The organism is Lapidilactobacillus bayanensis, assembly GCF_003946695.1.
In the GTDB taxonomy this organism is placed as follows: domain Bacteria; phylum Bacillota; class Bacilli; order Lactobacillales; family Lactobacillaceae; genus Lapidilactobacillus; species Lapidilactobacillus bayanensis.
The window spans coordinates 1-13,612 of the sequence record NZ_RHOX01000026.1 but is presented as its reverse complement, the minus strand read 5'-3'; the positions used below and the strand labels follow the sequence as shown (position 1 = coordinate 13,612).

Annotated in this window: 12 protein-coding genes; 2 read left to right on the top strand and 10 right to left on the bottom strand. The window is 37.9% G+C overall.

The window, feature by feature from the left end; genetic code table 11:
* Window position 1: 1 nt before the first annotated feature.
* Genes EKM65_RS09275 through EKM65_RS09245 form a run of 7 tightly spaced genes read right to left on the bottom strand, consistent with a single transcriptional unit; the run spans window position 2 to window position 8,955 of the window.
* A complete protein-coding gene (locus tag EKM65_RS09275) occupies window positions 2–1,660 on the bottom strand; it encodes a phospho-sugar mutase (protein WP_125607783.1) in 1,659 nt (552 codons plus the stop codon).
* A gap of 36 nt (window positions 1,661–1,696) precedes the next feature.
* A complete protein-coding gene (locus tag EKM65_RS09270; RefSeq protein ID WP_125607781.1) occupies window positions 1,697–2,671 on the bottom strand; it encodes a glycoside hydrolase family 130 protein in 975 nt (324 codons plus the stop codon).
* A 14-nt stretch (window positions 2,672–2,685) separates the two neighbouring features.
* Window positions 2,686–3,360 (bottom strand): hypothetical protein, encoded by a 675-nt coding sequence (locus EKM65_RS09265; RefSeq protein WP_125607779.1) that lies wholly within the window; start codon window positions 3,358–3,360, stop codon window positions 2,686–2,688.
* A gap of 12 nt (window positions 3,361–3,372) precedes the next feature.
* Window positions 3,373–5,526 carry a hydantoinase/oxoprolinase family protein gene (locus tag EKM65_RS09260; protein WP_125607777.1) on the bottom strand — a complete coding sequence of 718 codons (2,154 nt, stop codon included), beginning with the start codon at window positions 5,524–5,526 and terminating at the stop codon, window positions 3,373–3,375.
* 21 nt (window positions 5,527–5,547) lie between these two features.
* Window positions 5,548–6,846, bottom strand: a complete 1,299-nt coding sequence (locus tag EKM65_RS09255; RefSeq protein ID WP_125607775.1) for a citrate transporter — start codon at window positions 6,844–6,846, stop codon at window positions 5,548–5,550.
* A 10-nt stretch (window positions 6,847–6,856) separates the two neighbouring features.
* Window positions 6,857–8,200, bottom strand: coding sequence for an FAD-dependent oxidoreductase (locus tag EKM65_RS09250; protein ID WP_125607773.1), 1,344 nt, complete (start codon window positions 8,198–8,200; stop codon window positions 6,857–6,859).
* Window positions 8,197–8,955 carry a DeoR/GlpR family DNA-binding transcription regulator gene (locus EKM65_RS09245; protein WP_125607771.1) on the bottom strand — a complete coding sequence of 253 codons (759 nt, stop codon included), beginning with the start codon at window positions 8,953–8,955 and terminating at the stop codon, window positions 8,197–8,199. Before EKM65_RS09245 ends, EKM65_RS09250 begins: the two co-directional genes overlap by 4 nt.
* A 245-nt stretch (window positions 8,956–9,200) precedes the next feature.
* Here EKM65_RS09245 and EKM65_RS09240 point away from each other — a divergent pair, with 245 nt between their 5' ends.
* A complete protein-coding gene (locus tag EKM65_RS09240; protein WP_125607769.1) occupies window positions 9,201–9,668 on the top strand; it encodes an NUDIX hydrolase in 468 nt (155 codons plus the stop codon).
* Between the two features lie 244 nt (window positions 9,669–9,912).
* On the opposite strand, the gene EKM65_RS09235 is transcribed toward EKM65_RS09240, so the two are convergent.
* Window positions 9,913–10,371 (bottom strand): HIT family protein, encoded by a 459-nt coding sequence (locus EKM65_RS09235; protein ID WP_125607767.1) that lies wholly within the window; start codon window positions 10,369–10,371, stop codon window positions 9,913–9,915.
* 615 nt (window positions 10,372–10,986) lie between these two features.
* Between EKM65_RS09235 and EKM65_RS09230 the strand changes: the two genes are divergently transcribed.
* Complete coding sequence (locus tag EKM65_RS09230) at window positions 10,987–11,469, top strand: hypothetical protein (RefSeq protein ID WP_125607765.1); 483 nt, start codon at window positions 10,987–10,989, stop codon at window positions 11,467–11,469.
* 252 nt (window positions 11,470–11,721) lie between these two features.
* Here EKM65_RS09230 and EKM65_RS09225 read toward each other — a convergent pair whose 3' ends face one another.
* Window positions 11,722–12,306: a peptidylprolyl isomerase gene (locus EKM65_RS09225; RefSeq protein ID WP_125607763.1), complete on the bottom strand. Its 585-nt coding sequence runs from the start codon at window positions 12,304–12,306 to the stop codon at window positions 11,722–11,724.
* Window positions 12,307–12,363: 57 nt separating this feature from the next.
* The gene (locus tag EKM65_RS09220; RefSeq protein WP_125607761.1) at window positions 12,364–13,293 is read right to left on the bottom strand and encodes a competence protein CoiA; all 930 of its coding nucleotides are present in this window, start codon (window positions 13,291–13,293) and stop codon (window positions 12,364–12,366) included.
* Between the last annotated feature and the right edge of the window lie 319 nt (window positions 13,294–13,612).

Sequence of the window (13,612 nt, the reverse complement as noted above, 5' to 3'; positions counted from 1 at the left end):
ACTAATTCTTCCCTGCTCTATTGATTAAATTTTGTACACTTTCGCAAAGCGTCTGATAACTTTGTTGTGAAGTGGCATCAACATAGAATTTACACATAGGTTCAGTACCACTTGGTCGACCAGTAATCTTCGAGCCGTCTGTAAATGTAACTTGATAAACATTTGACTTCGGTAAATCAATCTCTGTTTCTGACAAACCATGGCATGTAATCCCGGTTTGATAATTGCTTGTCATATTAACATTTAGATTATAACCAGCCCAATTGATATTTCTAAATTGAGTCATAAGATCGTCAACATTCATGACATTTTCATCAAGAGTTAATTTAATTAGTTTATCAAATGAACGGCCATATTTTTGATAAATTTGTTCAAGTTCGTCAATCAAAGTTAATCCTTGTTGCTTATAAAATAATGCAGCTTCTGCAATCACTAATCCTGCTTGGATAGCATCCTTATCGCGAACAAAATCACCAAATAGATACCCAAAACTTTCTTCGCAGCCAAACAAAAACTTTTTATCAGACTTGCTCAATCTTGCAATTGCATCGCCAATATACTTGAAACCTGTCAGTGTTTCAGCACATTGAATATCATAATGATCGGCTATTCGCTTAATTAAGTCAGAAGTTACAATTGTCTTTACTATAAATTTATGACTAATATCAGTGTCATCGGCACTGGTTAACAGATACTCCAGAAAGATAGCACCCAGCTGATTACCATCCAGTGATTGATACTGATCGCCTTGTTTAACAAAAACGCCTAATCGATCTGCATCTGGATCTGTAGCTAGTGCTAAATCTGCACCACATTTTTTGGCCAGTGACACCGCCATGTCAAATGTTTCAGGATATTCCGGATTAGGAACTTTAACCGTTGCAAACCTTCCGTCCATCACTGTTTGCGCTTTAACAACATTGACATTCGCGAAACCATACATCTTAAAGGCATGTGTCATCACATGCAACCCTGTACCATGCAATGGTGTATAAACAAGTTTCAGTTGATCCCCATCTGCTAAATCCACTTTGGGACGCCGCAAGATTGATCGCATGTGATTCAAATATTCTTCGGTAACTTGGCTACTCCATTGATGCGTAAACGATGTTTGTTGTGCCGATTTCAAATCTAAGGAAAAAATGGAAAGCTCATTTTGAATACGATTAATTTCACTGGCGATTTTATCTGCTTCATCTGGTGTTAGTTGACAGCCCTCAGCATTGTAAATCTTATAGCCATTATATTCTCGTGGATTATGGCTAGCGGTAATCATGATTCCCGCGTCAGCATGATAATATCGTGTTGCAAATGATAATTCCGGCGTTGGTGCTGGTGTCGGAGTGCAAAATACATTGATTCCATATGTTGCCAATAGCGTAACCACTGCATGTGCATAATCAAGCGAATTTTCACGCGTGTCATATGATACTACAACCGTTGCCTGATCCGTGCTTTTTTGTAGATAACGAATTAGGCCCATGGTTACACGACGAACAATTTGAACATTGATTCGATTTGTTCCAATACCCATTAATCCACGGATACCACCAGTACCGAAAGACAAATAGCCATCAAAGGCATCTCCCTTTGGTAAATCATTCTTATGCCCCAATTGATGATAATACGTATTCCAATCTTCATATTTCTCTGTTAACATTCAATTACCATTCCCCAAACAAAATTACATTGAAATTTAGTGCTGAATATCGGTACTTTGTTGGGCAAATTTAATCAAATCGTCCACAGATGCGGTTGCCAATGCTACCACCGTATCAGATGCACCATAATATATTTTTACTTGATCATCTTCGCGAATTAGACTCGTTGGGAAAATAACGTTTGTGCGAAAACCAGTAACAGTTTCATAATCAGTTTCTGGTATTAATAATGGTTCCTTGGACATGCTTAAAACATTTGTTGGGTCCTTTAAATCTAATAATGCAACACCAGCTGTGTAGCGCTTTGTCCATGAATTCTCCCAACCATTCTTACCACGACTATTATCAATATCGACCGCATGAAAAATTGTTAACCAACCGGCATCGGTTTTAATCGGCGGTGCGGCTGGACCAATTTTGTTATTAGCAAATGGCACATCTTCAACACCCAATACTAAACTTGAGTTACCCCAAAACTTCATATCTGGTGATTGCGAAGACCAAATATCAAACCGTTCAACACCCCCACGTCCGTAAATGGTAAATGGCCGTTCAAGCCGAGTAAATAAGCCATTTATTTTTTCTGGGAAAAGAACCATATTGCGATTGTCAGGAGCTGATAATGATAGAATATCAAAATGTTCAAAATCATCTGTTGTTGCGATACCACCACGAATACCATGTTTCGTATCAACAGCAAAACACATATAAACCTTGCCATCAATCACGGTTAATCTTGGGTCATAGGCCCTTGATATTTCCCGGGTATGCAATGTAAAAACCGGTTTATCATGAACATGCCAATGAATACCATCTTCACTATCTGCTAATCCAATATTAGTTCCTTTGAAATCTGACCCAGAAATATAGTCATAATCGTTGCGAAATACCATGACATATTTATCGTGATATTTAATTACACCGGCATTAAAAACTAATGTAGATTCATATGGAACTTGATCCGCGGTTAGAACAGGATTGCCCGGGTAACGTTTTACAATATTGTCCATTTAATCAAACCTCCTTAATTCAATACGTGTTGAATATTCATTATGTGTTTCAACTCATCATCAAGATCATGCAGATATTCATCAAAACTTTGATTAGTCATCATACCTTTTCCAATCAAATATTGAAAATCATAATACGTTGGAAAAGTACTCAAACCTAACGCCGTTTTAGCAAACATATGTGCACCAATTTCTGACGTTTTTAAGATTGTTGAATGATGACTAAACAATCCTTCGCGATATTTAATATTACCAACCAATTCATTCACCTTCTGATCGGTATCAACCTCGATGAAATGAAAGAATTCGTGAGCTAAATGAATACGAATAATTTCGTTTTCGGACAATACATTAATTTGTTGTTTATGAACAAGATCTAAAAATTCCTTAATTGAAGGTCGATAAATAATAATCTGACGTTTCTTATCAGAAAGTTCCATTTGCGCCCGATAACGAGTTTTAAAAAAGGTCCCACTTTTATCAGAAAATAACACATTAATATTTGCGTTCTTTATTGCTTCCTTAATATCAGTATGCCGATATTTCATACCATTTTTCTGACCAACTTCCAAGGACATTTCTAAAATACTAGGAATTTTTTCTTTTGGAATCTTTTCATAAATAAAATCTTGCCTGAGCTCATTTAATGCATAAAGAACATCAGAATAATCAAAATCGTCTAAACGCATAGTATCTTCCTTCTAGTGATATGCAACCACAATCAATGTTTCTTCCGGTTTAACAAGTTCCAAATCACTTTCCATCATTGACTCGAGTTGCTCCTTAGTTTGAAATCCGGTCAAATCAACCATCTTTTCATTAAAAAAGATATAAACGTTGGGAATAGTTGCATTAGCATCTGAATAAATTGTATTATCCTCGAGAAAATCTGGGAATTCATCATCTAATTTTTGTTCGGTTGTTTGTAGATAATGCGCATTATTCTTCTTTAAACGAACAACACCCTCACGATCGACAACAGCCAATGCCTGCTTCTTATGTTTAATCAATCCAAAGAAGGTTCTGCTAACTGATTTACCTTCAAAGCCAGTCCAGCGTTTTGCATGTGCAACTTTGCTGGTTTCTGACACTGCAAAATCAATTGCTTTTGCAGCGTTTGCTAATTTCTGGTTATCTGAAATTTCACCTTGTGTCATATCCTTTGATCGTAACTCTGTAGAACCTGTAGCGACTGCACGTAAGATATTCTTCTGAGTATCAACTTGAATGCTAATATCTACCGAAGACTCCTTTGCACCTGCATGGACAATGGCTTCTAATGCCTCAAAACGGATTTGTTTAATATCTTCCTTTGTTGGATGAATAACGCTTTTTTCAATCGTCTCTTTGACCATAGCCATACCAACACCGATAGTTGAGATATAAGGTGCATTTTTGGCAACATGCCATTTCAATTTCTCACGTTCGCCTAATGCTGGAACAACAACAGAACCACTACCACCGCCACCAACAAGAGTAATAAGGTTACTTTCAAGGCCATAATCATCAATTAAACCATTGACAATTATCATAATTTTATCTAAAGCAATATCCATTGTTTGTCTTGCTAATTCTTCAGCTGTAGAGCCTACTTCGTTAGCCAACACATCCCATGCGTATTTGATTGAATCTTGATTACCATGAGCATAATCCTTCTCTGGAACGTATCCTAATAGGTTTGCTGCACCGCAAAGCGTATACGCATATGCCGTGCCATTAGGTGCTTCAATAACAGCATATTTAGCTGTATCACCCTTTTTTGGAACAACAGATTCCACATGACCGCCCTGCAGCTTTTCGACTGATGTAAATGCTTCGTAATCCTTACCAGCAATATGTGCACTACGTGGTCCTACATCAACGACTTTATGGGCATTTTTATCAATCATAATCATACTGCCACCGGCGATGGCCAATGTCCTAACATCTAATGACTGCAGATATGTTTTATTACCGCCAACTTCCGCATTTTTTAACATAACTTTGCCATCTTTTATGACTGATATATCGGTGCTAGTACCACCAGATTCAAAGAAGATACCATCCGTGATCTTTTCATACATCAATGCGCCGGCAACACCAGCAGCTAATCCTGAGAGCATTGTAAGAATAGGACGTTTGCGAACTTCAGCAATGCTCATAACACCACCATCAGCACGCATAATCATTAACTGTGATTTAATTCCGGCCTTCTTAACAGCCTTTTCTGTCATGTCAGCCGTTTCCATCATTTTCGGAATTAAGCTTGCATTAATAACGGCCGTACGTGTACGTAATTTCAAACCGTACAATTGCGAAATTTCAAAACCACCAGTCGCGTAAATTCCTTTTTTATTTGCAAGATCAATTACCATTTGTTCGTTACTTGGATCATCGACGCTGTATGCCTCAGAAGCAATAATTACTTCAGCTCCCTCAGCCACCAAAGCATCGATTGCCTGATTGATTGTTTCCTCAGAAAGATTTTTTGTATCAATAAATTGATGGTAAGTATATAAAAACTTACCCTTAGCCAATTCAATATTGCCAATTGTCGTTTCTTTATCGGCATTTCTGGCATCCATGCCGGTTCCCATTCCGATAATTCCGACTTTGGCAACATCACCTTCAAGCAACGCATTTGTTGCCTGTGTTGTCCCATGCGCGATAAATGTAATGTCATCAGGCGAAACTTTTGTTTTTTCGAGAATCTTTTTTAGAATGGTGACAATGCCAAAAGCGACACCTTCTTGATCATCGTGTGTTGTCGGAATCTTCATTTCCGCAACAATATCAAAGGTATCATTATCGAGCATCGCAGCATCAGTAAATGTGCCACCAACATCGATACCGATTCGATACTTTTTGTTGCTCATTTTTATTGCTCCTTTCAGTAATTAAAACGCGATAAATGCTGCCATAATCTGTGAAACTAATACAACAACTGCTGCCCATAAGATTGTTTTCTTTGTAATATCGTTTACATCAACATCGGCAAAATCAGCAACCCAAACGTTATAAGTGTTGGTTGGATCGCAAAGTCCTTGCATTTTGCCCAAATTACGCATCGCTAACATTGTTGCTAATGGTGAAAGGCCACTTGCTGCCATCAAAACACCAACACCAGAACCAAGTCCGTAAGTATTTAATGGGCCACGGTATAAAGCTAATGGACTTAGAATAGAGAAGAATAATACATAGGTTAATGGTGATGTTGGTAAAATGGCTTTAATCAGCGGTGTCAAAATTGATGAAACTGCGGGTGAGGTTACAGAAGCAAGTAACATACCAATACCAATTAATAGACCAACCGCACCTGCAACACTTTGAATACCTTCAATTAATGAACTTACCATGATTTGTGCTGGATGCTTTGGCCATGCCAATAACATCGTGACAATAACGGCTAAGATAACAGAAGTAACAATATCTAAATTAAATGCAAAAACCAATGCAACGGGTAAAATTGGTGAAATTAATGCAATAGAATGAACTTTGACAATTTTCTTATTTGGACCTTCTTCAGGCATTGTCCAGCCTTTACGAACCGTTTTATCACGTTTAATAAAGAACACCATCATAATCCAAAAAATAATTACTGCTGGAATTGTAAAAACGAATGCATATTTTGAAACAACACTAACCGGTAATTTATAAAGTTGTGCGGTCATTTGCCAACCACTCATTGAGAAGAAACTGCCAATAGCCTCAGCAGTCAAAAGCAGGATACTTGCTGTTAATGCCGATACCCCTGCAGTCAAAAGAATTGGAATAATAATTGTACCAGCCAAGATAGTCATACCTAAACCGCCACCAGTAGAGAAGATAATAATACCAATAACAAAGAAAATAGCGGTAATTCTAATTGGCTTATCCCCGCCTGCCATTTCTGCAGCTTTTCGAATAATACCTTCGCTAATGCCTGTCTTCTTTAACAGCACACCAAACCAAGCACCAAAGAAAGTAACAATAATCGTCGAGGCTAATTTAACTGACCCATCTGCAAATATGTTTGTCGATATATTAAAAGTCTTAAGGTTGCTGGAATATAATGGAACACCTGCAATCAATGCCATCAAAATTGCCATCAACGGTAAGGCTAAAATAGTAGCGATTTTCTTAGTCATCATTAAAATAACAAAAGCGATAAATACCCCTAAAATACCAATAATTTGTAATATTTGAATGAAATTCATTTTCTTCCTCCTAACGGATAAAACCGCCATCATCAATTAATTTCTTACGTAATTGCTTGATGTTGATATCTTTTACATCAATATTATTTTTAGCTGCTACTGCTGCAGCATCACCAACAGCTTCTCCAATTGCACCAACAGTCGGCGTCGTTCTAATCGCTGATTGCGCTTCAAAACTTGCTGAGATACAGCGGCCAGTGACAATCAGGTTGCTTAATTGTTTCGTAACTAATGCACGATATGGAATGCCATAATAACCACCATAAGGTAACTTCGTGACGTTCGAAGCAGTCTCATCATGAATATCAATTGGATACCCAGAGATTGCAATCGTATCATCTGGGATCCTTTGTTGAAGCAAATCGGCGGCAGTGATTTGGTAAGCGCCTTCAATTTGCCGTGAACTACGAACCCCAATATTTGGTCCGGTCATAACTATATGTGCATTTGCAAATCCAGGAATATGACGGCGAACAAATAATTCTAATTCATGGCATTGACAGCGACCAATGTATTCCGCATCACTTAAACTCCAAGGATCAGTTGGATCGTGATCGGAAATGCGCGTTGAATTAAAAACAAATTCACCCTCATTTGCGGTACCAAACATTAATAAATAGTCACGACCGTTACTCTTTGAAATTTCGCCATCTTGTTTTGCCTGTGCCCATTCACGCTTGAATCCTGCAACTGAAACACGTTTTGCAACATTAAACTTGTCGTTATCAACCCAAAACTCATCAGGATGCTCAACAACATATTTCCTAAGCATAGGTTCATCAACATCAACCATTTTAAAAGTCATTGTCATATCCTGAGTCTTGCCATCTGATTCACGGCCTTGTTGAGTTGGAACGCCAGACATTACTGACAACACTGCATCACCACTTGCATCAATAAATACTGAGCTATTAATATTTATAACACCATTCCTTGTCAGCACTTGAATTTCAGTGATTTTATTATCATCAACAATTGATTTAACAAGCTGGCTGTGGAAAAGTACTGTTCCCCCTGCGTCTCGATACATTTTCTCTAATTCGTATTTCATTCCCTCAGAATCAATTGGCGTATATGTGGCGGTAAAATTACCAGGATCCTTAATATGTCCTGGAGACTTATTTATTTTGACCAAATTTTGAACTAATTCATCAGTGATTCCACGAATAACTTGAACATCACCAGCATGAAAAGTCATCATTGGATTCACACCCGAACCAGTTAAAGCTCCGCCTAAAAATCCCATTTCTTCAATAATCAACGTCTTGGCACCAGAACGCGCGGCTGCAATCCCAGCAATCGCACCAGAAATACCTCCGCCAATAATAACGACATCGTATTTTCTCTCTATCATTTGACTACACCACCTTCCGTGACAACCTGAATATTACGAAATTGCGAGTAACCTGTGGCAATTTGATCGGTAATAATTGTTGTTTCCTGCATTCCTGCAAAATAGTAATTTGCAATCTCATTAAACTTGGAATGATCAATCAATGTGTATGTATCTTTAGATGCTTTGATTGCTTTTGTCTTTAATGAACTTTCCATCAAATTAGCATTGGTTAAACCATGAATTGCATCTACACCATTGGCTCCAATAAATGATTTATCAAAATAAAAACGTGATAAATCATTCTCGGTCATCACACCCAAGAACGATCCTGTTCGAGGCTTATATTCTCCACCTAATAAAACGACATTCTTTAAACCGCTACTTGTTGCAACTTCCAAATTTTTATACCCATTGGTCACGATCACAACATGAGGTCGATCTTTTAAATACGCAAAGATAGTTTGGGTCGTTGTACCTGAATCAATAAATACGACATCACCATCTTTAATTAACGAGGCCGCGTATTTACCAATTCGTAATTTTTCATCACTGAACATTTTTTCGCGAATTTCTAAGTCAGTTTCTTGAGTGGTATTGATGTATTGAACTGCACCTCCGTGATGAACTTCAACTAATTGCTCCTCTTCTAGCGATTTCAAATCACGCCGAACTGTTACTTCAGAAACATTCAAAGCTTTAGCTAAATCTGAAATATAAGTCATTCCGTCCTTAGTTTTGTTGATAATAAATGAACGACGCTGAAACGGTAACATATTTTCACCTCCTAAAATTATTAAACGCTACAAAGACACTTTACACTTTTTATCATAATTTATCAACATATAATTTAAAATACTTTATTTTTTGTTAAAACGTGAAAATTGACGATGCTTCATCAATTTTTCTTATCAACGTTTTCAATCTAATCTGTGCTATAGTGAGTTAGTCAATTGCAAGTAACAATTCTATATGGCGTAGCATTCTGTATAATTATTTTCATTAGTAAGGGAGGAAATTTATGGCAAATTACATTAAAGAAATTCGCAACTTAGTTGGCCATCGCCCTATTATTCTGGTAGCTTGTGGTGGTGCGCTGCTAAATGAGCACAAACAAATTTTACTGCAAGAACGGGCGGATACCGGCAACTGGAGTATTCCAGGTGGCTTCATGGAGTACGGAGAAAGTTTGAAGCAAACTTGTGCACGTGAATTTGCAGAAGATTCTGGAATAAAAGTCGAAGTTGGGCGTCATCTCGGTTATTTTGATCAGGACTTTTCAACTTATCCAAACGGCGACGTTACGCAAGTAATTGGTCACTTATTTGAAGTCCACCAAATCGGCGGTCAACCACTAGATCACGTTACAGACGAAACACTGTCAACACAATGGTTCGACCTCGATAGCTTACCGACGATTCAGTTCAGTCAGAATGAAAAAATGCTGAACCTGATTAAACAGATTTATTTGCCGAATAAAACAAACTAGATTCGTTGACCTCTTTATTTTGAAAAACACTACCAGAACCGCACAAATTGCTGTTCTTCGTGCCAGCCAGAAACATTCTGGCAGCGCGTTACGTGCATTGACTTAAATCGAATGTAAATTTAAAAATATTAAAAAGCCGCTTATTCGCGTGTTCATCCACGCATTTGACTCTAATATTAAAAGGACCAATTCAAGAAAAAACTTGAATTGGTCCTTTTAGTCAATGACAAGTAACTAATTTCCACTAATTGCTTGCTAGATAGTTATTTAAATATTCAGTAATTTTCGCACGAATCGCACCAAATTTTTCATCTGTATAGGCATTGTCTTCATTCACCCAATAGTCACGTTCATAAGACCAGACTGGTAATTGGCGATGCCTAGCCGGTTCCGTTGCTTGACGTGCGAATACATGTGCATGAAGAAAGTTATCCTGATTTCCTAAAATATCATAGTTCAAGCGCGTTGGTTTAACAGCCGCGGCAACTGCATCACCTAATACCGTCATTTCATAAAGAAATTCTTTACGTAATTCGTGAGGCATATCGTTGAGTGACGCAAATTCTTCTTTAGGCAATAAAACTGAGTAGCCTGGTAAGAATTGCGTATCACCAATTACTGCAAAACCCGCGTTCAATTCTGCCATAACCATCGGATTTGTTCCATTCTTCGCTGAAGCTATCCTATTTTCGTACCATTCCATCTGCCTGATCCTCCTATTTTTGGGTCGTTACCAACTTAAAGTGACACCACTTTTTAAATTAACATCTAGATTTTAGTTATTAGTTAATGCTGCAAGGAAAGTTTCGGTAAATCTGTTCATGAAATAAATCTCCTAATACCTATTCACATCTGTTCTTTCATAATCTCCATAATATTTCTAGATAACCTGACCTAAAACGCCGTTTAATAGAAATCCACCGACACGAGCGATTGCAAAGGCTTCGAACAAAACATGTCAGAATATTAGCGCCAACCATCCCCAGCAGAGAAAAATAAACGAGCTGGCGAACAAAGGCGTCGATTACTACTACAAAATATCTATCAATAGATTTCTTTAATCGACGTATTTATTCTCTCGCAATACTTAAAAGTACAATGACGTTTGGCGAATAACAATTTTGACGCCCTTCATTGGTTATCTGATACTCGTTAAAATTATCATGTTTTTTTAATAAAAGTCAAGTTTATATTTTATTTTCTAAATTAATCCGTGATCCTATCATCGTACTTCAGGTCTTTGTAATGACTGTTGTTATCCCATTCATTCGTGTGTTATACTTTGCACATCTAGAAATAATTATGGAGGAAACGCAGATTGAAGCCAAAAGTAATTATCATTTGGTTGCCATTTATTCACTACTTAATTCTGAGTACTTATACCTTTTTCTTCGTTAAAAACAATTCGCATACTGTTACCAGCAGCATAGATCTGTCCTCAAAGGATAGTTTACGTTATGATCCAGAAAAAATTGGTAGTTATCAGTTAATTAGTGATCCCTTAGAGACTAAAGATCCATTACTACTTATTCTATTATTTCTGGGACTTGCACTGATGCTTTATTTAACATTTGTGACGTTTCGCGCCCGAGTGTTCGATTTTGCATTACCCGCTGCTGCGCTATGTCTCTTAATTCCTGTTGTACCACCTTTTATTGATAATGTGATTATGAAGTTACTAGTCTCAAATATCCTTTACTTACTCACATTGTTACTCTCAGCATTTCTTCTTCGCACATCAGTAAAATTTGCGAGTGTCTCAAAAAACGACTGGTTATTTAGCAGTCATCATAAATCTTAGCCGAGCAATAAAAAATTGAAGTACAATACCCAAATTAATCTAAAATGAACGGACCTAGAATAAAAACACTAGGTCCGTTCATTTTATATTGTTACGAAACGAAGGTCTAAGTTTGAACACCTTAACCATGTCATTCTGTTGCATCAAAAGCTTAGTTAAATACAGTAGCGTTATTAATCGGCGAACTTATCCCCACTCTCGCTTTTACTTGCTTTGGAATTAGAAGTAGTTAATAGGTTTTCGTTGTCTTAATTATTCGGCAATGACGACGCTGTTCATGACAACATCTTCGTGTGGCTTATCACTAGTATCGCGGCTAACTTTACTAATTGCTTCAACAATGTCCAGCCCTTCAATGACTTGGCCGAAGACGCTATGACGATGATCTAACCAAGGTGTACCACCGTTCTTATAAGCGGCAACAATCTCTTCTGGATAACCAGCTGTTTGCATCTGACCAACCATTTGGGCAGGAACATTCTCGTTAGAAACAATAAAGAATTGACTGCCATTAGTATTAGGGCCAGCATTAGCCATCGAAAGTGCGCCTTTAAGATTGAACAACTCATCAGAAAATTCATCTTCAAATTCATGACCGAAACTGCTTTCGCCACCCATACCAGTACCGGTTGGATCGCCGCCTTGAATCATAAAGTCAGGAATAACGCGATGGAAAATAATACCGTTGTAATAACCTTTGTTTGCTAAAGCAATAAAGTTCTCAACAGTTTTAGGTGCTTGTTCTGGGAATAGACGTATTTTAATATCGCCATGATTTGTTTTAATTACTGCTGTGGGACCTGCTTCTGTTGCCGCGGTTAATTGTGGGAATGTCATTAAATTACCTCCTAAGATTTCTCTCCCATTCTACCAGAAAACAGCTTAAATAACGACCTAATTAATTAGTGGCCACTTGGTTGACAGATAGAGCTGACTACGTTGCTGCCAAGTTAGTTCTCCTGTTGCCATAAACAAACTAATTTGACGTTTCAATGGCGTACTCCAGCTTCTTGACAATGGTGGCAAGCGCCGTGGTAACCACAATTCCGTGGGCAAGCTTAATAAATTTAGTCCATGTTCATAGCAAGCAGTTTGCAAGGATAACCAGCTTGAACATTGAAAATTTAACTGCTGTGCCAACCAATAGCTGGGATCAAAATTTAAGGTTATTAGTGGCAGTTCTGTCAATCCCTGCGATATTTGTAAGTAACCCTGCAAAAACGCTGCCAACGTGTAATCAGTTCGCTTAAAAACCACTTGACTCTGTGGCGGAGTAAAAGCAAGGTGATGAAAAACACGAACCGTTGCTTTTTCAGGCAACCACACCGCAACAAAATAGCCCCACAAATATCGATAGCTAATAAACTTTAACGCTTTTTTCGTGGGATATTGTAAATATTGATTGAGGTAAGTCTGACCAAGCAACCAAATATCCGTCACCTTTAAGGCTTGATACGACGAATGACGTTGTTGCAACTCAGCAACTGACAAGATAGCACATTGAAACTCAAAAGCATACGTCTGCTCGCGCGCATGCCACAAGACATCTGCTCTGCGCTCATCGGTCCCCAAAGTCACCTCCTGTTCCGCCACGACCCCTAGCTTTTGTAATGCACTTTGAAGTGCCACCTTACCTTGAAGATGTAAGGCTGTTTCACCATCATAATCTTGTGGTCGGGAATAATGTCGAAAATGCGGTCGCTGACTAGTAGTTGCCATAATAAATTGAACGGGTAAATAACACTGTGGACAATAATAGTTTTCCCCGAGTTGCCCATTGATTGCATAAGTTAGTTGGTACCTTTGATTAAGTGCTGCATACATAGAATCACCTAATCTTAAATACACCAAAACTAACGATTAAGACATAAAAACGGGCTGAAATTAAAAAAAATAAATACTGGTTGCTGAAACATAGTAGTTGTTGTAACCCAAAATAGTAGCAACTAAAACTGTTATGTTGTAGTTCTTCGTGAACTGTTATGTTGCGCTTCATCGTGCCTGCGGAAAATGCGCTGGTGGAACGCTGCGAGTTTGATTTGAGCCAAATCAAAGACCGATTTGGTTCAAATACAAACTTTCTTGTAAATGGTAAACCATTAACAAGAATGCCGCGGCTGACCGCGATTTTCCTCCGGCACTG

Coding starts and splice junctions, on each gene's coding strand:
- EKM65_RS09225 (WP_125607763.1), bottom strand. CDS start 12,306: ATGACATTCCCACAATTAACCGCGGCAACAGAAGCAGGTCCCACAGCA.
- EKM65_RS09270 (WP_125607781.1), bottom strand. CDS start 2,671: ATGGACAATATTGTAAAACGTTACCCGGGCAATCCTGTTCTAACCGCG.
- EKM65_RS09265 (WP_125607779.1), bottom strand. CDS start 3,360: ATGCGTTTAGACGATTTTGATTATTCTGATGTTCTTTATGCATTAAAT.
- EKM65_RS09245 (WP_125607771.1), bottom strand. CDS start 8,955: ATGTTACCGTTTCAGCGTCGTTCATTTATTATCAACAAAACTAAGGAC.
- EKM65_RS09255 (WP_125607775.1), bottom strand. CDS start 6,846: ATGAATTTCATTCAAATATTACAAATTATTGGTATTTTAGGGGTATTT.
- EKM65_RS09220 (WP_125607761.1), bottom strand. CDS start 13,293: ATGTATGCAGCACTTAATCAAAGGTACCAACTAACTTATGCAATCAAT.
- EKM65_RS09235 (WP_125607767.1), bottom strand. CDS start 10,371: ATGGAATGGTACGAAAATAGGATAGCTTCAGCGAAGAATGGAACAAAT.
- EKM65_RS09250 (WP_125607773.1), bottom strand. CDS start 8,200: ATGATAGAGAGAAAATACGATGTCGTTATTATTGGCGGAGGTATTTCT.
- EKM65_RS09240 (WP_125607769.1), top strand. CDS start 9,201: ATGGCAAATTACATTAAAGAAATTCGCAACTTAGTTGGCCATCGCCCT.
- EKM65_RS09275 (WP_125607783.1), bottom strand. CDS start 1,660: ATGTTAACAGAGAAATATGAAGATTGGAATACGTATTATCATCAATTG.
- EKM65_RS09260 (WP_125607777.1), bottom strand. CDS start 5,526: ATGAGCAACAAAAAGTATCGAATCGGTATCGATGTTGGTGGCACATTT.